This window comes from Halohasta sp. A2 (genome assembly GCF_056175805.1).
Genome location: NZ_JAQFWV010000011.1, coordinates 40890 through 62134 on the forward strand (window position 1 = coordinate 40890; position 21245 = coordinate 62134).

18 protein-coding genes and 3 pseudogenes are annotated in these 21245 nt (G+C 54.6%); 12 read left to right on the plus strand and 9 right to left on the minus strand.

All coding sequences use genetic code 11. The features are described from left to right. The first annotated feature begins 14 nt into the window (after window positions 1-14). The 3 genes from glpA (at window position 15) to O2S87_RS05305 (ending at window position 3620) form a co-directional block, all read left to right on the plus strand. A complete protein-coding gene (gene glpA, locus O2S87_RS05295) occupies window positions 15-1709 on the plus strand; it encodes an anaerobic glycerol-3-phosphate dehydrogenase subunit GlpA (protein ID WP_475407761.1) in 1695 nt (564 codons plus the stop codon). After that, the gene (gene glpB / locus O2S87_RS05300; protein WP_475407762.1) at window positions 1699-3054 is read left to right on the plus strand and encodes a glycerol-3-phosphate dehydrogenase subunit GlpB; all 1356 of its coding nucleotides are present in this window, start codon (window positions 1699-1701) and stop codon (window positions 3052-3054) included. Before glpA ends, glpB begins: the two co-directional genes overlap by 11 nt. A 119-nt stretch (window positions 3055-3173) precedes the next feature. Further along, a complete protein-coding gene (locus O2S87_RS05305) occupies window positions 3174-3620 on the plus strand; it encodes a GlcG/HbpS family heme-binding protein (protein ID WP_475407763.1) in 447 nt (148 codons plus the stop codon). Window positions 3621-3731: 111 nt separating this feature from the next. Here O2S87_RS05305 and O2S87_RS05310 read toward each other — a convergent pair whose 3' ends face one another. Further along, window positions 3732-3950, minus strand: a complete 219-nt coding sequence (locus O2S87_RS05310; protein WP_475407764.1) for a hypothetical protein — start codon at window positions 3948-3950, stop codon at window positions 3732-3734. Between the two features lie 173 nt (window positions 3951-4123). Between O2S87_RS05310 and O2S87_RS05315 the strand changes: the two genes are divergently transcribed. Both O2S87_RS05315 and O2S87_RS05320 read left to right on the plus strand, forming a co-directional pair. Continuing rightward, window positions 4124-4837: a ThuA domain-containing protein gene (locus tag O2S87_RS05315; RefSeq protein ID WP_475407765.1), complete on the plus strand. Its 714-nt coding sequence runs from the start codon at window positions 4124-4126 to the stop codon at window positions 4835-4837. Window positions 4838-5520: 683 nt separating this feature from the next. Beyond that, window positions 5521-6651, plus strand: coding sequence for a tyrosine-type recombinase/integrase (locus O2S87_RS05320; RefSeq protein WP_475407766.1), 1131 nt, complete (start codon window positions 5521-5523; stop codon window positions 6649-6651). 229 nt (window positions 6652-6880) lie between these two features. Here O2S87_RS05320 and O2S87_RS05325 read toward each other — a convergent pair whose 3' ends face one another. Then, entirely contained in the window at window positions 6881-8524 is a 1644-nt protein-coding gene (locus tag O2S87_RS05325; protein ID WP_475407767.1) for a sensor histidine kinase, read from the minus strand. Window positions 8525-8825: 301 nt separating this feature from the next. On the opposite strand from O2S87_RS05325, the gene O2S87_RS05330 reads away from it, so the two are divergent. The 3 genes and pseudogenes from O2S87_RS05330 to O2S87_RS05340 all read left to right on the plus strand — a co-directional run. Continuing rightward, window positions 8826-8972 carry a DUF2080 family transposase-associated protein gene (locus O2S87_RS05330; protein ID WP_475407768.1) on the plus strand — a complete coding sequence of 49 codons (147 nt, stop codon included), beginning with the start codon at window positions 8826-8828 and terminating at the stop codon, window positions 8970-8972. Window positions 8973-8975: 3 nt separating this feature from the next. Beyond that, a pseudogene (locus tag O2S87_RS05335) lies at window positions 8976-9647 on the plus strand (RNA-guided endonuclease InsQ/TnpB family protein); the annotation flags it as partial. A 225-nt stretch (window positions 9648-9872) separates the two neighbouring features. Continuing rightward, window positions 9873-10472: pseudogene (locus O2S87_RS05340) on the plus strand (RNA-guided endonuclease InsQ/TnpB family protein); the annotation flags it as partial. A 15-nt stretch (window positions 10473-10487) separates the two neighbouring features. Here O2S87_RS05340 and O2S87_RS05345 read toward each other — a convergent pair. Beyond that, window positions 10488-10763, minus strand: coding sequence for a DUF8161 domain-containing protein (locus tag O2S87_RS05345; RefSeq protein ID WP_475407786.1), 276 nt, complete (start codon window positions 10761-10763; stop codon window positions 10488-10490). Window positions 10764-11495: 732 nt separating this feature from the next. Between O2S87_RS05345 and O2S87_RS05350 the strand changes: the two genes are divergently transcribed. Then, window positions 11496-12371: a ParA family protein gene (locus tag O2S87_RS05350; protein ID WP_475407769.1), complete on the plus strand. Its 876-nt coding sequence runs from the start codon at window positions 11496-11498 to the stop codon at window positions 12369-12371. Further along, complete coding sequence (locus O2S87_RS05355; RefSeq protein ID WP_475407770.1) at window positions 12368-12808, plus strand: DUF7970 domain-containing protein; 441 nt, start codon at window positions 12368-12370, stop codon at window positions 12806-12808. Before O2S87_RS05350 ends, O2S87_RS05355 begins: the two co-directional genes overlap by 4 nt. Window positions 12809-13192: 384 nt before the next feature. Here O2S87_RS05355 and O2S87_RS05360 read toward each other — a convergent pair. From O2S87_RS05360 to arsD, 6 genes and pseudogenes are all read right to left on the minus strand, one after another. Further along, window positions 13193-14507, minus strand: a pseudogene (locus O2S87_RS05360) (transposase); the annotation flags it as partial. Between the two features lie 10 nt (window positions 14508-14517). Continuing rightward, window positions 14518-15762, minus strand: coding sequence for an RNA-guided endonuclease InsQ/TnpB family protein (locus tag O2S87_RS05365; protein ID WP_475407771.1), 1245 nt, complete (start codon window positions 15760-15762; stop codon window positions 14518-14520). Between the two features lie 286 nt (window positions 15763-16048). After that, window positions 16049-16231, minus strand: a complete 183-nt coding sequence (gene hcsS, locus O2S87_RS05370) for a halo-CC-star protein HcsS (protein WP_475407772.1) — start codon at window positions 16229-16231, stop codon at window positions 16049-16051. After that, on the minus strand, window positions 16228-16602 hold the full coding sequence (gene hcsL, locus O2S87_RS05375; protein WP_475407773.1) for a halo-CC-star protein HcsL: 375 nt from the start codon (window positions 16600-16602) through the stop codon (window positions 16228-16230). Before hcsL ends, hcsS begins: the two co-directional genes overlap by 4 nt. After that, window positions 16599-18536, minus strand: a complete 1938-nt coding sequence (gene arsA, locus O2S87_RS05380; RefSeq protein WP_475407774.1) for an arsenical pump-driving ATPase — start codon at window positions 18534-18536, stop codon at window positions 16599-16601. Before arsA ends, hcsL begins: the two co-directional genes overlap by 4 nt. After that, window positions 18537-18872 (minus strand): arsenite efflux transporter metallochaperone ArsD, encoded by a 336-nt coding sequence (gene arsD / locus O2S87_RS05385; protein WP_475407775.1) that lies wholly within the window; start codon window positions 18870-18872, stop codon window positions 18537-18539. A gap of 429 nt (window positions 18873-19301) precedes the next feature. Here arsD and O2S87_RS05390 point away from each other — a divergent pair, with 429 nt between their 5' ends. Together O2S87_RS05390 and O2S87_RS05395 are read left to right on the plus strand one after the other, a co-directional pair. After that, a complete protein-coding gene (locus tag O2S87_RS05390; protein ID WP_475407776.1) occupies window positions 19302-19700 on the plus strand; it encodes an ArsR/SmtB family transcription factor in 399 nt (132 codons plus the stop codon). A 112-nt stretch (window positions 19701-19812) separates the two neighbouring features. Next, window positions 19813-20925 (plus strand): transposase, encoded by a 1113-nt coding sequence (locus O2S87_RS05395; protein WP_475407777.1) that lies wholly within the window; start codon window positions 19813-19815, stop codon window positions 20923-20925. Window positions 20926-21245: the final 320 nt, after the last annotated feature.

The following is a 21245-nucleotide window of genomic DNA, read 5'->3' on the forward strand; positions in this document are numbered from 1 at the left end:
CACTTCGAAATCATATGACACACTCAGTCGTCGTTATCGGCGGCGGCGCGACCGGAACCGGGACTGCCCGCGACCTCGCGATGCGAGGCTTCGACGTGACGCTCGTCGAACGCGGGAATCTCACCGAAGGCACGACCGGTCGTACCCACGGCCACCTCCACAGCGGGGGTCGCTACGCCGTCTCCGATCAGGAAAGCGCGGTCGACTGTATGGTCGAAAACCGAATCCTCCACCGGATCGCGGGCCACTGCATCGAAGACACTGGCGGCCTGTTCGTCCAACTGGAGGGCGACTCCGACGAGTACTTCCAACAAAAGCTGGCGGGCTGTGCGGAGTGCGACATCCCGACGGAAGTCATCTCCGGCGCGGAAGCCCGCAGGCAGGAGCCACATCTCACCAAGCGCGTCAAGCGCGCGATCCGGGTTCCCGACGGAGCCATCGACCCCTTCCGGCTCTGTGTGGCCAACGCCGCCGACGCAGTTGACCATGGCGCGCGCGTCGAAACCCACGCCGAGGTGGTCGACCTCGTCGTCGACGAAGGACGTGTCACTGGCGTCGAGATCGAACGCCAAGGACCCAACTACCTCGGCAACGGCCGCGAGGGCCAGCGCGAGACTATCGCGGCCGACTACGTCGTCAGCGCGACCGGCGCGTGGGCGAGCCAGCTCGCCGCGATGGCCGATATCGACCTCGAAATGGCGATCTCGAAGGGGGCGATGGTGGTCACCAACGTCCGGCAGATCGACACGGTGATCAACCGCTGTCTGCCTAAGGGCGACGGCGATACGATCATCCCCCATGAGACGACCGTCCTCTTGGGCGCGAACGATGACCCGGTCGACGACCCCGACGACTATCCGGAAGAACAATGGGAGATAGATATGATGATCGACCTCGCGGCGGAGATGGTGCCGATCACCGCCGAGGCGCGGATGATCCGGGCTTACTGGGGCGTCCGGCCGCTGTACGATCCCGACCCCGGGTCGACCAAGGAGTCGGGCGACGTTACCCGGAACTACTTCGTCCTTGATCACGCCGATCGCGACGGCATCGAGGGGTTTGCCTCAATCGTCGGCGGCAAACTGACGACCTACCGAGAGATGGCCGAATCCGCGACCGACCACGTCTGCGACGTACTGGGTGTCGCCGCCCCATGTCACACCCACGAGGAACCCCTGCCGGGAAGCAGCGACACCGCGATACTCGACGACCATATGGACAGCTTCGGTCTTCGATCGCCGATTGCCCGCCGAAGCAAACAGCGACTCGGCGACCGCGCCGCCGAGGTACTCGACATCGAGGGGCCGAACCCGACCGTCTGTGAGTGTGAGGCCGTCACCCGCGCGGAGATTCAGGACGCCGTCGACGGCGTGGGCGCGGACCCCAACGGCATTCGGCTTCGGACCCGCGCGTCGATGGGCAACTGTCAGGGCGGGCTGTGTTCACACCGAATTAGCGCCGAAATATACCCAAAACACGACGCCGTCACCGCCCGTGACGCGCTCGACCAACTGTATCAGGAACGCTGGAAGGGCCAGCGCCACACCCTATGGGGTCGACAGCTCTCGCAGGCCATGCTCAATCACCTCCTTCACGCAACGACAATGAACCACGATGCCGATCCCGCGACCGGTGGGCCGAGCGTCGACTACGACGCTTTCGACAGGGGCCGCACGGACGCGATAGCCGAGGAGGTCCATGGCGATTGAAAGCGAGGTCTTGGTGGTCGGCGGGGGTCTCGCCGGAATCATGAGCGCGATTGCGGCCGCCCGCGAGGGGGCTGACGTGCGACTTGTCTGCCACAAACGCACCTCGCTCAGGCAAGCCTCGGGGCTCATTGACGGCCTCGGCTACGTCCCCACGCGCACTGACCCCTATGCGGCCGACGAGATCACCCAGCGACGTAAGGATTTCCGGACTGTCCGCGCCGAGCGCGGCGCGTACACCGGCCCGCTGGTCACTCCGTTCGAAGGGGTCGACGACCTTCCCGAGAACCATCCGTACTCGATTCTCGGCCCCGAGGCGCTTCGGGAGGGACTCGCCCTGTTCGACGAGATCACCGGGGACATGTATCTCGGAAGTCACACCGAGCGCAACGCGCTCGTGCCGACGTTCGGCGGGACGATCAAACCGACTGCCCGCTATCCGAGCGCGGTCGAAGCCGGGCTGGCCAGCGACAGCCGACCCATGGCCGTCGTCGGCTTCCGGTCGCTGGTCGACTTCGACGCCCGGATGGTCGCCGACACGCTCGAACTGGCCGACGTTCCCTTCGCGGTGACCGGCGCGGAGGTCGCGTTCGCCGAAGCGTTCCCCGACGATGCCAAGATCACCCGGTTCGCTAAGGCACTCGATCACGACGAACCCATCGACGGCATTCCCGCGCGACGGGCCCTCGTCGAAGCCGTTGAACCCCACGTCGGTGACGCCGAGCGCGTCGGCTTTCCCGCCCTGTTGGGCGACGACCACACCGCCGAAGTCCGGGCTGATCTCGGCGACCGACTGGGCGTCGACGTCTTTGAGATTCCGATGGGCCCGCCCAGCCTGCTCGGACTCCGGCTCGAAGACCGGCTCTACGACGCGCTGGACGCGGAGGGTGTTCGCTTCCAGACCGGTACCCCGGTCGTCGGCTACGAATCCCGGGCGGACGACCCCTGCCGGATCGAGTCGGTCGTGGTCGATCATAAGGGCCGAGAGGTCCCCTATCACGCCGATCGGTACGTCCTCGCCACCGGCGGCTTCGTCGGCAAGGGGCTGAACTCGGACCGCCAGCGCGTCAAGGAGCCGGTCTTCGGCTGTTACGTTCCACACCCCGAGGACCGCTACGACTGGTTCGTCGACGACGCCTTCGGCGACCACCCGTACGCGCGCTTCGGCGTCCGACCCAACGAATCGATGCAGCCGCTCGATGTCGAGGGGAATCCCGAGTTTGACAACCTCTACGCGGCCGGATCGGTCGTCGGCGGCGCGGACATCGCTCGCGAGAAATCCGCCAGCGGCGTCTCGTTGGCAACCGCCGTCGTCGCTGGACGGATGGCTGCTGATCCACTACAGTAGCAGCTGACAACCGGGCCGGTAAGCGGTCGAATGCTAGACGACGCTATCGATCACTTTTATGTCGCAAGTACTCAATAAACACGAACACTTATATTCTATTGAAATAAATCCGTATTTGCATGGTAGAATCTATCCCGCTGGCGACAGCGACGCAACTCATCGAAGCAGCCGAGCAGAAAGCAGACAAAATCGACAACCCGATGGTAATCGCTGTAGCCAACAGCGAGGGTAACCTCATCGCCCAACACCGAATGGACGGCGCGTGGCTCGCATCGGTCAACATCTCGAAAAACAAGGCCTACACGTCGGCCGCGCTGGATATGCCGACCCATGACCTCGCCGAGCCCTCCGAGCCCGGCAACTCGCTGTACGGCCTCGACACCCGCGATAAAGGTCGAATGGTCGTCTTTGGCGGCGGCTACCCGCTCGAAGCAGACGGCGAAATTGTCGGTGCGATCGGCGTCTCCGGTGGCGCGGTCTCCCAAGACCGAGAAGTCGCCGAGGCCGGCGTCGACAAATGGACCGAACTCGTCGAAGACGGTGCTGTCGACGTTCGGCAAGACTAGCCTCGGTATATACCCTCTTGCACCTATTTATTTTCGCAGAGTAACGTACGGACAAGACAGGCGTCTATCGCGTACAGTAATAAAAATAAAAATCGTGCCGCTGTTCCCGAATCAGAAGTCTTGGTGTTCGTTGGTAGGCCACATGTAGGTCATACCCGAACTCTCGGAGTCCCACGGTGTCTCGGTCGGGGTTTGGGTGGTCTTTTGATTCTGAACCTCGCTTACGATGGCCTCGACTACCGCCTCGTCAACGTCGTTCTGTTTGGCGACAGCTTGCGTCCAGTCATCAATCGATGCTGCTTCGTGGAGTTTGGGTAGGTTGACGAGCATTCTCACTTCTAATCTTGAGCCCGATATAAATAAATATTTTGCACACACATAATGGTGAAAATTAATTCCATGAACGATCATCTACAACATCGAAAATACAGTGTGGCTACTAGAATGTCAAACGACTTTTATGCAGGCGGTAGGTTTAGGAAACAGGCTGAGAGTGTAGGTGTATGGTTTCAGTTACCGTTTGGAACGAGTTTATAGAAGAACGAACGAACGACGAGGTCGAGTCGGTGTACCCTGAAGGGATTCACGAGATTCTTGCATCAGGACTCCGTGAACGAGGTCACGAAGTCCGAACGGCGACACTTGACGATCCGGACCACGGACTGACCGAGGATTTACTTGACGAAACTGACGTCCTCGTGTGGTGGGAGCACCGCGCCCATGACGACGTCAACGACGAGATCGTCGACCGTGTATGTGATCGGATCTACGATGGGATGGGGTTCGTTCCGCTTCACTCGGCACATTTTTCGAAGATTTTCAAGCGATTGATGGGGACACCTTGTTCTTTGACATATCGTGAGTCAAGAGAGCGTGAACGAATGTGGGTTGTCGATCCAAGCCATCCGATAACAGCCGGCCTCGACAATTCGTTCGTGATCCCTGAAACTGAGATGTACGGCGAGCCGTTCGCCGTCCCAGAACCTGACCAATTAGTGTTTGTCTCCTGGTTCGAGGGTGGAGAGGTGTTTCGTTCTGGTTGCTGTTACCAACGCGGTACCGGTCGAATCTTCTATTTCCGACCAGGTCATGAGACGTATCCCGTCTACCACGAACCAGTAGTGCTTGACGTTATTGACAACGCTGTCCGTTGGGCGGTCCCGAAAACTGACCGGGCGGTCTCGGAAGACAATGTGGAAGTCGACTCTCTTGAGTGAATCACCTCGGAGCTTAACTGCGAGGCGATCTGTGGTGATTCCAACACTTCTTTTCGGGTTAACGGTTCAAATTAGTATTTCTCTAGACCCGACTCGTAGGCCGATACTATAGAGTCGACCAACTGCCTGTGTTGCTTCTGCCGGCAGTGTGATGAATTGTTCACTGCTGATTGTAGGTGGAAGAGGGTCAAGCCGATATACCGAATACGTCCCCTTCGGTGTCGTCGTGGGAACGATTTTACCAGGAGCCCTCTCGCCGAAATCCTCTCGATCCATTAGTGGTATCCGTACAAACGCTCCAGTGCTTATTGGTATTTTCAGCCCTAAATCCAAATAACGGGGCGATAGCTTGCACTAATACAACTACTCACGATCTCTGGAAGCAGAACTGGTGCTGGTTCTCATTTCCGTATTTTATGTCTAAGAGGATATTTTACAGTTAGAACTATTGTAAGGATCTCGTGAACACGAACCCCCGTATTCGTAACTCAACCCGTCAGATTCTATATAGCGTTATGTGATATATTTCTATTGACTCAGACCACTCAGATGCTGTATTCATAGGATAGAACAACTGTAATCCCAATCTAATTTTTCCAGAATTAGATTTTAGGCCACTATACATTAGTCCAGTAATGTACAGTAGATTTACCAGGGGCGCCGCTGTACGGTAACCACGAAAGATGGACACCACTCAGCAGGACGCTACTCCGGGGTTTCAGCCGCTCAAAGAGGAGATCCAGGATTTCCTGGAGTCGGGCTCGAAGTCGGGCAACTACAAATCCAACCTGGAGTACGTTCTCGGGAAGTTCTGCGAACAGATCTCCCAAAGATCCACGACACTGGCGGACGTCGACAAAGAAGTCATGGCCGAGTACGCTACCTACCTTCGGCGGCGCGTCGACGCACACCAAACCCCTGGTGTCGAGGGCGGTATCACCGCGTCGACCGCGTGGGCGTACTACGATAACGTCTCGGCATTCTTCGACTACTGCCTCAAGTGGGACAAGATCGAAGAGAACCCAGCCCAAAAGCAGGTCGCCAAAGACGAGCTCCCCGAACGCCCGTCGACAGTCAGTGGCTCCCAACAGTTCTGGTCTCCCGATGAACGCCGACAACTCCTCGATTACGTCGACCGGCGGGCGTCGACGGCGATCGACGAGCGCGGCACCGGGGCCGTGGTAGAACTCCGAGACAAAGCCCTCGCATACGTTCTCGCGTTTACGGGCGTCCGTGGCGGCGAGATTCTGAAAGACTCTCGTGACGATCGGCGAGTCGGGCTTCGGTGGGCCGACGTCGACATCGAAGACAACCAACTCACGATATTGGGCAAGAACCAGCATCGCGAGCCCGCCCAACTGCCGGGCCAAACTCACCACCCACTCGAACAACTCAAACAGGTAGTCGACCCAGCCAGCGAGGCGTGGCCCGTCTTCATCTCCCTGCACGCCCCGTCTCTGTACTCTGCTCTCCCTGATGGCTTCGAGCGTCCAGCAGACGATGAGCGGAGCCTGCTGGATCACTGCCGGACCCTTGAGATTACACCGCCAGCACTGTCTACAAACGGCGCTCGAAGCGTGTTGAAACGACTGTGCTCCGAGGGCGAGATCGAAGTAGGCGGCGACAAGGACTACCTGACGCTACACGGTGCACGGCGCGGTGTTGGTGAGAAACTGTACCGCGAGCGTGGGGCCGCGGCCGCCCAACGGACGCTCCGGCACGCTGATCCAAAGACAACCTCGGAGATGTATTCACATATCGAGACGAGCGAGAATGCTGAGAACGTCACCGAGGTATTCGGCGACGAGCGGTAAGTTGACTTCACACCAATCATTGTACCAATTCCGTAGCTGGGTGAGATTTGCCAATTTGAACTCGGTGAGATAGTATCTTCGTGACGAGATGGTCGACATGGACGGTAAAATCTCGAACCAGCGTTTCAGGCCGTCTCACAAACACTGCTCGACAGGAACCTTTTCGTACTTATTAGATGTTGAGGTAGTTCACTAGAACTCTAAGGCCTACTAATTAGAAATATCCATTTCAAAACTCGATTCCCGTTATATCAAATCGAGCACCTCCGTACTCACTCTCAGATACAGATATTGACCAATCATGAGAATCAACAATATTTGATACAATTGACAATCCTAGACCTGTTCCTTGTTTGGAGTATGTCTTTCCTTTTTTAAATATGTCTTCCCGATTTTCTTTTGGTATTCCAGGCCCGTCATCAGCTACAAAAAAGCCAGTAGAAGTGGATCCAACGTAGACATTAATGTCACTACCACCATGTTCTACACAATTTCGAAAAAGATTTTCAAATAGCTGTAATAATTGATTAGAATCTGCAGAGAGGTTTTGATCTGAATCAACTGCCAGAGTCGCAAATTGAGTATCTACATTACTCCAGGCAGTCTTCGCAGTAATTTTGAGTGAAACCCGTTCATAATTCGGTTCACGCCCGCTGCGCGCACTTTCAAGTATCGAATCTATAATCTCACCTATTCGTTCAAGTGCGTCTTCGGCGACTCTAATGTGCTTTGTTGGTTCTTCGGTCGTTCTTGCGAGGAGTAGATTTCCATTAGCGACAGTAAGTGGATTTCGGAGATCATGGCTAAGTTCGTTAGCGAATTCTTGTAGTTGCTGATTTTGTTCTTTCAACTGTTGTCTTTCATTTTCAATTTTTGTTATATCACGAAGTACTGTAATTTGTCCTTTAGCACCATATCCATATTCTAATGAAGACTGAATTTGTACAAATACACGATTTATATCGTCAACAGATAGCACAACATAATTTTGATTATCGCCCGTATTGACCTTCTCCAGACCGGGGTTTTGTTGTCTGACTTCTTGCTTTGTCATTCCAACATCTATATCAAGAATGTCTTGTGCTGCTTCGTTTGCTACCAATACACTATCATTAGAACCATAGACATAAACTGCATTTTTTACTTTGGTTATAATTTGCTGCTCAGAAGGCGGTGTTATCCGAATAAATTGGTATTTTTTGACTGATACAGCAAACAATAAACCTGATATAGCCCATCCAATCGGAGTTGGATCGAAATATGAGGGAACCAAATCAAGAAATTTGACCATTCCGAGGACGGCTCCGATTCCTATAAACAGAAGAATAATAATCGATTGGAAATTCTCCATTTTATTTGAACTATGTAGGAAATTACCAAGTACCATACCAAATGCCATTATAATAAGAGGATATCCTAGTCCAACGGTTACTAAGGGCCTAATAGATCCAGGATTAGCCGGAATAAGGATCTCTGTAGCCTGGTATGGGTTTTCTACCGTATATATGATTTCAAAAGAATTTGTCCATGATAGCAAAAATATGATTAGAGGAGGTAGAAATAACGTATAAACCGGCTTGGGTATCGATTCTTTATATACATATTCGTAGCAAAAAATAAATGTTAAAATTGCAGATGTTGATACTGCAAGCACATAGAAGTGAGTTGCAATAAGGCGTACTTGTGAAGAATTAGTCAGGGTCATAATAGAAAAAGAGAATGACCAAACCATCGTAGCTAACATCGTAAACTGAAACCAGATCACAGCTGGCTTATGCCTTTCATCCCGAAGCCAGTAAGCGATACTTCCAGGAATAAATCCAGAGACCAGCACAAAAACACCTACATTAGTAGGCGTGAGAATTCCTGACATGTTTATAAACACTCTCGCTTTCTAATTCGTTTTCACGCGTATATTTCTTGTGACATCCTGTTCGCATAGTATTTAACTGGAATTAGGTGCTAAGTCCCCTTCCTCAAGGAGCAACGCAGAGAGCGAAGCGACCGAGTAGCGTTAACGAGAGCTTTGCTCTCGTTCGCACATCAGAAATATACGATTTCTGAGGACGCAGTAGGGAGGGGATACAGCACCGCACGGTTCTCAAACATGTTTACTCCCTCGGCCCACAGGCCCACCGCTACTTTTATGTCTATCCAAAGTCTATACATTGGTGATGGATAGGTTTGAAATTGAAGGCGAGGAGGTCCTCGACGGGACTGCAAAACCGTCGGGGAATAGCGCCCACGTCATCGTCCCGAAACGCTGGCGCGGGGCCGACGTGAAAGTCGTCCGCATCTCCGAACCCGACCCAGACGAATAGGCTATGCACTATAACTACAAGTATCAACTCAACCCGCCGGAAGCCGTCGCTGAGACGCTTCTGTCCCACGTCGATACTTGTAGGCAACTGTACAATCACGTCCTCTACCTGCTCAACGAGACAGACGACATTCCTGCTCGCTACGAGGTTCAGGGACGACTCCCCGACCTCAAATCGTGGTGGGACGACCTCGGGAACGTTCACTCGAAAGTTCTCCAGATGGTCGTCAAGCGAGTCTACGACAACCTCTCCACGCTCAAAGCGCAGAAGGAGAACGGACGCGCTGTGGGGATGCTCAAGTGGAAACCCCCTCGAGAGTATCGGTCGCTCACCTACAACCAGTCCGGCTTCAAACTCAAGAATACGAGTGGTCGGCCTACGTTATGGTTGAGCAAAATCGGTGAGATTCCGATACACCTTCACCGAGACATCCCCGAGAACGCGACCATCAAACAGGTCACGGTCAAACAAGAACCCACGGGCGAATGGCACGCCACGTTCGGCATCGACGTGGACGAAGCCACGCCTGAAAAATCAGAGATGCCCGAGAAAGTCGTTGGTATCGACGTAGGGATTCTCAAGTACGCCCACGATACCGATGGGTGCGCCATCGAAAGTCCCGACTTCAGCAACGAGCGCGGTAGTTGGATAGCAGTTCCTTCATTCAAAAACGACCGTCTATGACGCTCTATCGTCGAATTTTGTGTCTGATATCATATATAACTAGATTCTATTTTTATATCACTATATTGAGCGTGTATTTATACCGGCTAAATTTACGATTGGTCAATAGAAACTCGCCTTAGAAAATATTAGTCGACGTACGTCCATCATTCCAAAATGACAATTTTGAGCTACCCCTACGCTGTCTTGCGATTAGAAACCTGCTATCCAACTACCGAGCGCGAACGGTTGGAACATGCCCAACGCGATCTCTCGCGGAAGAAACACGGGTCTGCGAATTGGGAGAAACAACGGCAGGTCGTGGCCGAACGCCACGCCGACCTGAAGCGAAAGCGACAAGACTTCCTCCATAAGTTGTCGAACCACTACGCCACCGAGTACGACTTGGTGGCGGTCGAGGACTTAGACGCGAAAGGACTGGTCGAACTTCCGGGCAACTCTCGGAACCGGGCGGGAGCGGCTTGGGGGATGTTCCTGCGAATGCTCCAACACAAGTGCAAGCGCGAAGGGACACACTTCGTCGCAGTTGACGCGAAAGATACGACAAAGGAATGCGCGGCCTGTGGTGTCAAGACAGACAAGCCACTGTGGGTGCGCGAACACTCCTGTCCGTCGTGTGGGTTCGAGGCGGATAGAGACGCGAACGCGGCGTGGAACATCCTTTCTCGCGGTCTTGAAGATGTAGGAGTGGGATACTCCGAAAAAACGCCTGTGGAGACCGCGCTCCCTGTGGATACGTCCGTATCTGCAAAGCGCGTCGTGGAAACAGGAAGCCCCACCCTCACCGAGCGAACGGCGAAAGCCGTGAGCGAGTAGGGTGGGGTAGTTCACCTAAGCGAATACCACCAGACTGCGCCCCCATATCGACTGGTGTATTTCAACTATCTCCCCACAGAGATCACACTCAATTCGGTGGCCCATTTGTCGATTCTCAACGTCGAGATCCTTCACCTCAATGTAAAGCTCATCGAGCGCACAGGGCGTCAACCGAACGAGAACCTTCTTGGGGTCGTCTCGATCTCGTTTTTCGGGCGTGTACGTCAGCACCCAACCTAGTCCCTCCTCGCCGTCGCTGCCACCCCCTAACGAGGTTTTCTCGTCGTCAATTGCCCGTTTTTTATAGGTTCAAAATCATCTTTTGGTATGGTTCGGGCGTGACAAAAGCCGCCTGAATCAACCGGATAGGCGGCCAAACCGCCCGATTCAAAAACTCGAAACCTATGCACGAGAGCGATATGCAATCCGACCGACGAGCAACGGCTACGAACAACCAACCGCGGACTGACGGCGGGAAACCACACAACCCCGTCGACCACGCCCTTGCTCAACGACCACCAACTACCTATGAGCAGGCCAAAGTAGCCGCCCTCGACGATCCCACGCGCCAAGAACCTATGGAGGATCAAGGAGAAAGCCTCGCGCTTTATCGCGGGGAAGATGTCAACCGTGATTTGGTGAGATCCACCAAACGAAGACGGTGAGACAGTAGTCGACGATAGCTCTGAGTTAAGACTTGGTCAGAATGGTCGGTGTTAAATTACATTGGATGATATTCATTCGATTTGTTCACCGTTGTTGTTCATTGTAGGTGTGCACTACATGTGTTCATTATCTGTATAGGGATGGAAAGTTCAGCTACAGAGGTCAAGAATGAAGTCCATGGACCACATTCTTTGTGTTCACGGATTAGCATCATGTGTTACTAATGTTCATTAGCTTTGTTCATGACCAACATTCATTGATTGTGTTCATGAACAACATTCATGAATAGTGATCATTTGTATGTGTACTGAATGTGTCTGACGAAGGTTCAAGATGAATGATGTTCATGAAGTGAATATGTTAGCGTACTCAACGTACAGCGAGGCCGGTGGTGTTGGGAAAACGTCGACAGCCGCCAACTTAGCTGTCGCTCACGCCCGAGCGGGGCTCAAACCGCTTGTTGTCCCGCTTGATCCGCAAGACGGTGACCTTTCACGGCTCTTTGGTGTCGACGACCAACGAACTGAACCAGTCGACAATATCGTTCGGCACATGATCCGTCGACCAAAAGGCCCGTTTGAGGAACTCGTTCGGACTGTCGAGGGTGTCGATATTGTCCCAGAACACAACATGCTCTCGGATATGACCGAGTATCTCCAGCGTGAAAAGGACCAAGCCGAAGCCATGGGGGAGGCCTTCGGGATGCACGCCCAACTCTTACGGGTACTCCGTGAGGCCGGCGTACCGGATTCATATGACGTACTAATCTGTGATCCACCGGCAACTGAGGGGCCACACCTCTACAATGCGATTCATGCGACGCGTTCGCTCGTAATTCCTGTCGAGCCAAGCGCGAAGGGACGGGCTGCTGTTGAAGGATTAGAATCTCTCGTAGCTGGGCTCGAAACCCAGCTTGACGTGGAAGTCGGGGTAATCGCCGCGGTCCCAATCGGGTTCAAAAATACACGAGACCAACAGGCGATACTCGACGAGATTGAGTATACGATCCCCGAGATCATCGGAGAGAGAGCCTCTCTGATGGAAGGATGTTGGATGCAGCAGTGTTCAGCGTTTACGTACGTTCGAGATCATCGCGAGCGTCGGCGAGACTACGAGATTGAGACATTAGCTCAGTTCGATCGTCTCGCCCGCCATCTCGAAGCCAGCGTGGGAATCGAAGCTCCAAATCCACCTGAACCAGGGGACGTAGACCACGAGGTGCTGACGGCATGACGGGTATGAAAGAAGGTGCTGGCGAGGACCCATTTGCAGAGGATAACGATACTGACTCAAATGCGTCTGATTCGCCTGTTGAGCGTCAAACCACACACTCAGAATCGGTTGGCACTCTTTCGACTTCGGCCGAGTCAGAACTAAATGATGCGCCGAAGACGGCTGACTCCGAGCGTCGGTCGACGCAACCTCAACTACAAATCCCATACAAATTCCGCCGAGACAGTGTACAGGATGGGCGAGACCGCGTTCCGCTTTTCCTCCAACCAGAAACAAAAACCAACGAACGCGAGGCCCTCCGCGAGCTCGAAGAACAATTCGGTGATAGTGTATCACTGACCGATCTCCGAGAAGCACTCGTCCAAGTAGGTCTTGACCACCTTGATGAGACTGCTGACTGTCTTGAAGAATGGGGATACGGGATGACGTTCGAATAGGCTGTATAGGATTCTTTGTTGGATTCCGTGCCTATTTCTGCGGCTTTATCGAGGATCAAGGAGAAAGCCTCGCGCTTTAGCACGGAGAGGATGTCAACTAACTGCGAAAGTCTGGTAAACGCACGATGAATCAACTCTTAGAATGTGTAATAGTGATAAACCATATGCTGCGATAGATATCTTCCGCCACCGACAAATCACAGTTTCGGAGGATAGGCTACAACTGGGGCAGTTCTCGTCATTTTCACCGTTCACTGCCAATGATGTAGCCGACTGCCGAACTTTCGTAGCCCTTACTTCGACATACTCCAGAAATTAATCGGTCTGTGCTTTCAAATGACAGTGTTGCCACTCAAGAAACGCGATCCGAGTTGGTGCAGTGAGCTAATCTGACGGGATCAGTGCTGAGCAAACTAACTCGACACACTCACCAGCTGTGAGAACCGGCGTATAGTCCATCTCACCTCGACACCGGCTTTCAACAGGAAATCGGTGAGTCGCCAGATATTGTACAACAGTACGGCGAACACGAAGTAGAACAGCCGAACGCGATAGTCCTTCGAAGATGTCTTCGCTAAGAAATCACCTTTGATGGATTTGTACTTGTTTTCGATCTGCCACCGGTGACTGTACCGGAAACAGAGTGCTTCGGCTTCATCTGGTCCGACCCTGAGATTAGTTGCAAACACTGCCGTTTCTTTGCCTTTCGTCGACGGTACATACAGGAACCGCATCGGATGCGAACCCGTCTTGACGTGGACGGAGGCCGACTCAACACAACTTCTTGATTGTCTTCCTCCAAGTGATCGAGCACGTCCTGTTCAGAACTGGTGATCCGTTTCGGGATGAGGTAGTTCACACCTAGATTTGAGAGTGTCTGGAATACTCGCATAGAATCGAACTCCCGGTCGCAGAGCACTGTCTCGATGGAAACGTGCTTCTTAGCTTGTCGTACCAGTCGGCGGACGATGCGATGGACCTGATTAGATGGATTATCATCCCAAGCAGAACACTCTCGAACAGGTTCAACGGCCAATACAAGTGGAATATTTAGCCCAACAATCGACAAGGTAGCGAATTTGAACGCACGCTCCTCTTGGCTGAGACCACTAACCATCGGCATTCCGTCGACATCGCCATAATATGGGGTGGTTGTGATATCGATAGCAGCTGTGACTGGTCGACGGAATGATGATTCGGATTCGATGACCGAGAGCAGCCGGTCGGTCGCAACATCGAATCCAGCAATCAGCTCCTCTGGCTCGAATTGTTTGACGGCCCTGAGATGCGTATCTCCGTGTGGACTGCCGTCCGCCCCATGTCGGTACTGGAAACGGGTTGCACCCTGTGGTGTCCCGCAGCCAACCATTCCCATGAAGGTCTGTAACTCAAAGAACTGCGTATCCTCGTACGTAGCATTCGCGGCACGACCGGAATCAAACGCGTCGAAGCCATGGTCACGAGCAAGCCGGGTCATCCGGTAGATTTGTTCGTCAGTGAATTCTCGACCAGCTGCCTCGTCGTCCTCGGTGGGGCGACTTTCTTCGTCGACAACCTCAGATTTTGGCCGAACACCAAGAGCCGAGAAATCGCGGTCGTGGACCTCTTTGACGACGAAGTGAGTGATCTGAACGAACTCGCGGACGCCGTCGTCGAAGCGCTCGCGCCACGCCCGAGACAGCACGGATTCATCGGGGACGCAATGTGAACTACCCCGCCCTGCTCGGCCTGACGGCCTCGCTGAGGACGGGGCTTCCTGTTTCCAAGACGCGCTTTGCAGGAACCGAATCGGTCCCCGTAGGGAGCGCAGTCTCCACAGGCGTTGATTCGGAGTATCCCATTCCTACATCTTGTAGACCGCGAGAAAGAATGTTCCAAGCCGCGTTCGCGTCCCTGTCCGCTTCAAACCCGCAGGCAGGACAAGAATGTTCACGGACCCACAACGGCTTGTCCGTCGAGACGCCGCATGACGCGCACTCTTTGGTCGTCCCTCTCGGGTTGACCGCGACGAAGTGCGTCCCCGCTCGCTCGCACTTGTATTCGAGCAACGAAAGGAACGTTCTCCACGCGGCAGACGCCGTATTGCGGCTGTTCGACGGTGACTCCATCATCCTCTTTACGTTCAGGTCTTCGACCGCCACGAGGTCAAACTCCCGAGCGTAGTACGCCGAGAGTTTATGTAGGAAGTCACGGCGCTTGCGTCGGAGGTCCGCGTGACACTTTGCGACTCGACGCCGTTGCTTCTCGTAGTTGTTCGACCCGTGTTCCTTCCGCGAGAGCTTCCGTTGCTCGCGTTCCAAGCGTTCACGCTCGGCAGAGAGGTCAAGCGACCCGACCGCTGTTCCGTCCGTGTCGTGAGCGTACTTGTGAATCCCTACGTCGATACCGACGCACCTCTCGGGATTCTCAAGTGGCTCAGGAGGTTCACGGTCCAGTTCGACGCCGAACGTGGCGAACCACTCGCCCGTCGGTTCCTTTTTCACCGTGACCTGCTTGAGCGTGGCGTCGTCGGGGATGGCGCGGTGGAGCCGAATCGGTATATCCGCGAGTTTCGAGAGTGACAGGACAGTCTGACCGCCCTTCTTGTCGAGCTTGAAGCCAGACTGACTGTACGTGAAACTGCGGAACTCTCGTGGCGGCTTCCACGTGAGTTGACCGACGCTGTAGCCATTCTTCTTGAGCGCCGAGAGTCCTTTGAGGTTGTCGAACAGGCGTTCCACGACGGTTTGGAGAACCTTCGAGTACACGTCTGAGAGACCGTCCCACCACTTTTTGAGGTCGGGTAGCTCCGACCGTAGTGTGGTCATCGACGGGAGTTCACCATGTTCGTCTTGGTACTCGCTAAGGCGGTAGAGTGCGTGATTGTACAGTTGCCGACAAATATCGCGGTGGCGGTCCAACTCCTCACGGTGGGCGTTGGACGGGTTGAGATGATACTTGTAGCCATAGTACATCCGTTACTCTCGTTCCTCGATTAGTTCGTCCAGTTGTTCACGGATGAACGACGAGAGGTTGAGGTGTTGATTCTCAATCCACTCGTCTTGGTCCTCCCGAATGGTGATCGTCTTCCGTTTCACCGTAATGCACACTATGCACATTTCACACATAATAGCGTCGATGAAACGTTGGCCTATGAGCCAAATGTCGAAACATGTTTGAGAACTGTGCGGTGCTGTATCCCCTCCCTACTCGCTCCCTACGGTCGCTCGTTGAGGAAGGGGGCTTAGCACCTAGGTTCAGCTAACAGCAGTCGTCAGTATCGCAAGCATCGCCGTAGTCGACGCCGATCTCCTCAGAGATCGCATCGTTGCAGCGCAGCAGCAGTGAATTGAATTCGAACTGGCTTGATTCCTGTTGGGCGTTTCGAAGCTCCTCGCCGAGTTCCTCGGCGGTCGCCAATACCTCTTGGTCAGCGGTGCTCAACAGCACCCACCTCCCGAAGACCGGGCGAACTCGATACCGATCGGTTCGCTAATTACGTCGTTGGTCTCCTGGAGCAACTCGACTAGGGCTGACTGGGCGTCCCTGTGCTGCTGAATCGCCTCGTTTTCCGAGAGTTCTGTCTGGATCTCTTGAAGCTCAGCCATAAGTTCTTGATCGAAGTCCTGTTGCATCTGTCGCTGCTTCTGTCGGTACTCATCGAGCAGCTCCCTCGCTTCGGGGTCGCTTTCGAGCTGCTTGTTGGCCTCAATGAACTGCTGATAGGTCTCGCTGTCCGCAATGGCATCGATGAAGGTTTGAAGTTTCTCTTCGACGGCGTCCGCTGCGTTCTGGACGGATTCGGAGTCGCTCATTGTTGTGGCACCTCTGTGACCTGCTCGTCGAGTGCATCCAGTCCGGTCACCTCGTCGCCGAACGCGCTGAGTTCATTGAGACCGATGGGCTCGTCCTGTCGTAGCGGCGCGAGCATCATCGGCGTCTCGAAGCGGTCCTTGATCTCGCCGAGATACTGCTGTTGTTGGGCCCTACGGTTGGCGAAGAAAGCGTTGTTGCCATATTCCTCGGGCAGGAGGTAGTTGGCGACGACGAAGGCCGTCTCGATACCGACCTGATCTTTCAGGTCTTCGGCCGCTCGGTGGGCCTCCATCATCGGCGTGTACTCGGGGTACATGACGAAGGCGAAGGAACTCTTATTGGGGTTCTGCATCGTCTCGATGACCATATCGTACTTACCACCCTTGGCGGGGGCCGCACCCTTCGTCAGCGAGCCGAGATCCATGAAGCCCTTCCAGTCTGAGGGGAGCTCAAGCAGTCGCAGAGTGTGACCGGTCGGCGCAGTATCGAAGACGACGATGTCGTAGCCATCCTCCTCGAAGTAGCCGACGAACTTTTCGAGCGCAGCCATCTCCTCGGCACACGGCGATTCGAGTTCCTCTTCGACGTTGGCGATCGCCGCCTCAACGTCGATCTGGGTGTCTTCCTTGTCCTCGTACATCTCAGTGACGTGACCGAGGACCTGCTCGCGGTACTCTTTGAGGGCCTGCTCTTGGTCGATGCGGGCCGCATCCAGATTTGCATGGCTTACCGAGGTCGGCTTGTGGCCGACCGGTTCGCCGAAGATGTCTTCGAGGTGGGCCGCGGGGTCAGTCGTCACCACGAGCGTCTCGTAGCCCGCCTCAGCAAGTTTGGTTGCGGAGGTTGCGGCGATAGTACTCTTGCCGACGCCACCTTTCCCGGTAAAGAACAGATAGCGTGTCTCGCCGTCGACCGGCTGGAGCTTCTCGGCGACGGCGTCGGGATCGGTCAACGAGGCAGGGTCTACCGATTCCTCGGCCTCAACGTTCGTCGCCGAGCCGACGTCGACGGTCGCATCGTCGCCGTCGTAGAGGACGCCACCCACGTCGGCCAACAGGTCAAGACCGGCGATCTCGCCGGGCTGCAGCGGGTAGGTCGCCATCGCGTCGGCGTCGAACTCGCTCTCGGCGCGCTCGATCACCGCCTGTTCGTCGGCGCGTTTACCCTCGAAGAAGGGGTCCTCACAGACAGATTCGGGCAGGTAGCCGTTGATGATCAGCAACTGGGACTCGATGCCCAACTCCCCGAGATCCGACGCACTCCGCTGGATCTCGTCGACCGAGGAGTCCTCGGGCTTGCCGACGAAGGCAAACGAGGTCTGTTCGCTGTCCTGGAGCGTGTCGATGGCGCGCTCGTACTCCTGTTTCCGGTCCTCCATCGAGGCGGCGGGACCGATACAGGTCGAGCCGCCCTTTTCGAGTTCGGCGTTCCAGTCGGAGGGCAGTTCCATCAGTCGAATAGTGTGGCCCGTGGGTGCGGTATCGAAGACGACCACGTCGTGGGCCGGGCTATCCATGAAGTCGACGAAGTTGTCGAAGGCGGCGATCTCCTCGACACACGGGCTGTTGAGCTGTTCTTCGACGGCTTTGATCTGCTCGTCGTCGAGCAGTTGTCGCATCGGCTCGATGGTCTCCTGGCGGTAGTTCTCGGCCGCCTGGTCGGGATCGATCTCGATGGCCGAGAGGTTGTCGATCCCATCGATGTCGGTGACTTCGTGGCCGATTTGCTGGCCGAAGATATCCGAAAGGTTCGGCGCAGGATCAGTCGTGACCAGCAGGGTGTTGTAGTCGTTGTCGGCGAGCCACGTCGCAGTTGCACAGCTAACAGTGCTTTTTCCAACGCCGCCTTTCCCGCTGAAGAAGACGAACTCCGTGTCTTCGCTGCTCGGTTCGACGATCTCTCGGGCGTCAGTCGTCGGGTGTGTTGCTGCCATTCAGTCGGCCTCCTGGGTCTGGGTTTGGGTTGCGCGCAGTTCGGCTGCCAGCTCGTCGTAGGAGAGATACTCCTCTTTGGCGACGATCTCGCCGTTGACGGTCGTGATCGGGAGGATCTCGGGGCCGTTCGATTCGACGAGATCGTAGATCTCCTGGGTGTTGAGGAACTCGTCGATGTTGTGCTGCATGTTGGCACGCGAGATTTCGGCGTCCTCGAATTCGTCTTCGAGTTGATCGAGTGCGGCACTGAGTTCAACGAGTTCATCATCGGGGTCGGGTCCACAAACGCCTGTGGAACAACACATCGCTTCTTCGTAGAGTTGGATTTGAGTCATGGGTTTGTTGGATCGGTGGTCAAACGAGTCTCGACTGGTCGGAACCGTCGACCGTGACTAGGTGTCGTCTCGTTTTGCACTCATTTTAGCAAAAGATGAACTACTCACCTAAACGTTTCGATGGTCACTAAATCGAATGTTGATCGAATTAGTTCCGTCGAGGTGAGGGTCAATTCGCTGATTTCTATTTCGCTAAGGTTGGTATCAGAGCATTATTGCGGGCTTTCTGCCCATTTGGAGCATCGTGCATGATATACCCACCCCTTTGATGTCGCCGGTCTTGTTTCGCCAACCGTGTCGACTGTGTCGTCTCTCACTGTAACTTACAGAGAATCCGGTACAAATTATATTAGCATGTTCTAAATCGTTATGCTGTAGAGTCAGCGATGACTACAAAAGAGTTAATTTATCCATTAATCAATTGGCGGTATGTCAGCGAGCGACCGGCTCCAACGGTATCTCAGCGACGAACGGGGGAGTTGTACAAGCGACGCGCTCGAAGAACGCCTCGAAGAACTCGAAGAGTTGGATGCAGCCGTCGGCGGCCCTGATCTCGAAGCGGACGTCGACCTGCTGTCCGCACTATCTAACGAAACACGGTACAAGATCGTTCGAATCCTCCATACGGCTGATGAAGAACTGTGTGTCTGTGAGTTCGCTCCACTACTGGATGTGAGCGACAGTGCGATTAGCCACGCACTCTCTCAGCTCACTGAGGCCGGACTCCTCACCCGGCGAAAAGACGGGAAGTGGCGCAAATACAAGGCAACGAACCGGGCCACTGCAATGCTGATCGCGCTCGACGGCTCTCGATCTATCGTCCCATAACTACTCCCAGTCCCCGTGCCAGGCTATCTTTCCTCAAGGCGAGAATCCCGGCGTTTACAGTAGTTGCCGAACCTAGGTGAGCCTCTTGACGCTGGGCTGCGTTGTTCGAAAGATGGTCGAGACAACTGAGGCAAAACAGGTCTGTCGCGCTGCTTCGACGTTGCTGTTCCCGGAGTTGGATTTCGATGTGAAACAGTGCGGTGAATACACGAGAGAGGATTTCGGCGAAATCCTCTCTCGTATCGCCTTCGATCACGAGTTCGCAAACACGGGTGGCAAAACGCTCCAACTTGACCGTGACGAGCAAGTCGACGTCAGGTCCACTGCTCGGAACCCACTCGCTAAATCACTCTTGTATCACTTACGAAACCTCTCAACGGACGCCATCGACGACCAGTTCGATGGCGTCCGTGACCGATTGTTCGAAGTCCTTCGATCGCAGCGTCGACTTCCTGCGTTCGTTGATGTTGCCATCGATCTTCACGAGTGGCGGTTCTACGGATCTGCTGACACTGACCACGTGATAACGACATATCCTGATCTCGGAACGAACAGAGCATTTTGCTTCGCAACGCTGTGCATTGTTGCACCACACACGCGGTTTACGCTTGAGGTGGTGCCGATGGATGCAACCGGCTTTCGCGCCAAGCGCGAAGCCGTTCGCTCCTTACTCAAAACCGCACAACAGTACGTCTCAATTCGGCACGTCTACCTAGATCGTGGATTCTATCAAGTCCATGTCGTTGCTGAGTTAGAACAACTGGGCGTTGATTATATTGTACGTGCACGACCGAGTGGTGGTATGAAAGACCGCCTCAGCGCCAGCGCTGAGACGGTCGCTGACGAGTACACGATGCAGCGAAACCGCAACCCAACGGCGTCAGTAGATGTCACAGTCTTTGCGGTTCCGCACCGCACCGCTGAAGACGAGCACGTCTGGTTCGTGACGAGTTTGGACGTAGATGCTTCGACAGCGAAAGCGTACGCGGCGGCGTTCCGCCGCCGCTGGGGGATCGAAACCTCGTATCGACAGATCGGTGATTTCCTCCCGAGAACGTCGTCGCCGACGTTTTCAGTGCGGTTGTTCTATTTTCTGTTCGCGGTTTCGCTGTACAATCTCTGGGTGCTAGCTAACCTCTTACTCTCGGCTGGAAGAATTCCAAAGACACCTCAGATCTCGACACGGATCTTCCGCAGATTCGTTCTCTTGACAGACTACGGTTGAGGACACACTCAGATCCGACCGGGATGACCGGTGAGTACGCCCTTTTTCCAGAGACATCGCTCGGGAACGCCGCCGACGCGGCGTTCCCTCGCTCTCTGAGTGAATTCGTCACAGCGTAATCTACTGCGATATCGTGTGTTTTGAACGCAACAGCTCAGTTTACGCGGAGCAGAATTTGATTCGGCAACTACTGTTCACGCCGGGGAGGATGTCACCCTCCGAAGTTGTGGACAAATAGCTTTTCATCAAACCATCCATTAAAATTCTGAGTGGTTGTGATGATACAATTAATGACACCACTATTTTGATTAGGCCTGTTA

Excerpts from the sequence above, each read along its gene's own strand:
- O2S87_RS05325 (WP_475407767.1), bottom strand. The coding sequence starts at position 8,524 with ATGTCAGGAATTCTCACGCCTACTAATGTAGGTGTTTTTGTGCTGGTC.
- arsD (WP_475407775.1), bottom strand. The coding sequence starts at position 18,872 with ATGACTCAAATCCAACTCTACGAAGAAGCGATGTGTTGTTCCACAGGC.
- O2S87_RS05350 (WP_475407769.1), top strand. The coding sequence starts at position 11,496 with ATGTTAGCGTACTCAACGTACAGCGAGGCCGGTGGTGTTGGGAAAACG.
- O2S87_RS05305 (WP_475407763.1), top strand. The coding sequence starts at position 3,174 with ATGGTAGAATCTATCCCGCTGGCGACAGCGACGCAACTCATCGAAGCA.
- O2S87_RS05365 (WP_475407771.1), bottom strand. The coding sequence starts at position 15,762 with ATGTACTATGGCTACAAGTATCATCTCAACCCGTCCAACGCCCACCGT.
- O2S87_RS05315 (WP_475407765.1), top strand. The coding sequence starts at position 4,124 with ATGGTTTCAGTTACCGTTTGGAACGAGTTTATAGAAGAACGAACGAAC.
- O2S87_RS05330 (WP_475407768.1), top strand. The coding sequence starts at position 8,826 with ATGGATAGGTTTGAAATTGAAGGCGAGGAGGTCCTCGACGGGACTGCA.
- O2S87_RS05390 (WP_475407776.1), top strand. The coding sequence starts at position 19,302 with ATGTCAGCGAGCGACCGGCTCCAACGGTATCTCAGCGACGAACGGGGG.
- hcsL (WP_475407773.1), bottom strand. The coding sequence starts at position 16,602 with ATGAGCGACTCCGAATCCGTCCAGAACGCAGCGGACGCCGTCGAAGAG.
- O2S87_RS05320 (WP_475407766.1), top strand. The coding sequence starts at position 5,521 with ATGGACACCACTCAGCAGGACGCTACTCCGGGGTTTCAGCCGCTCAAA.
- O2S87_RS05395 (WP_475407777.1), top strand. The coding sequence starts at position 19,813 with ATGGTCGAGACAACTGAGGCAAAACAGGTCTGTCGCGCTGCTTCGACG.
- arsA (WP_475407774.1), bottom strand. The coding sequence starts at position 18,536 with ATGGCAGCAACACACCCGACGACTGACGCCCGAGAGATCGTCGAACCG.
- O2S87_RS05355 (WP_475407770.1), top strand. The coding sequence starts at position 12,368 with ATGACGGGTATGAAAGAAGGTGCTGGCGAGGACCCATTTGCAGAGGAT.
- O2S87_RS05310 (WP_475407764.1), bottom strand. The coding sequence starts at position 3,950 with ATGCTCGTCAACCTACCCAAACTCCACGAAGCAGCATCGATTGATGAC.
- glpB (WP_475407762.1), top strand. The coding sequence starts at position 1,699 with ATGGCGATTGAAAGCGAGGTCTTGGTGGTCGGCGGGGGTCTCGCCGGA.
- glpA (WP_475407761.1), top strand. The coding sequence starts at position 15 with ATGACACACTCAGTCGTCGTTATCGGCGGCGGCGCGACCGGAACCGGG.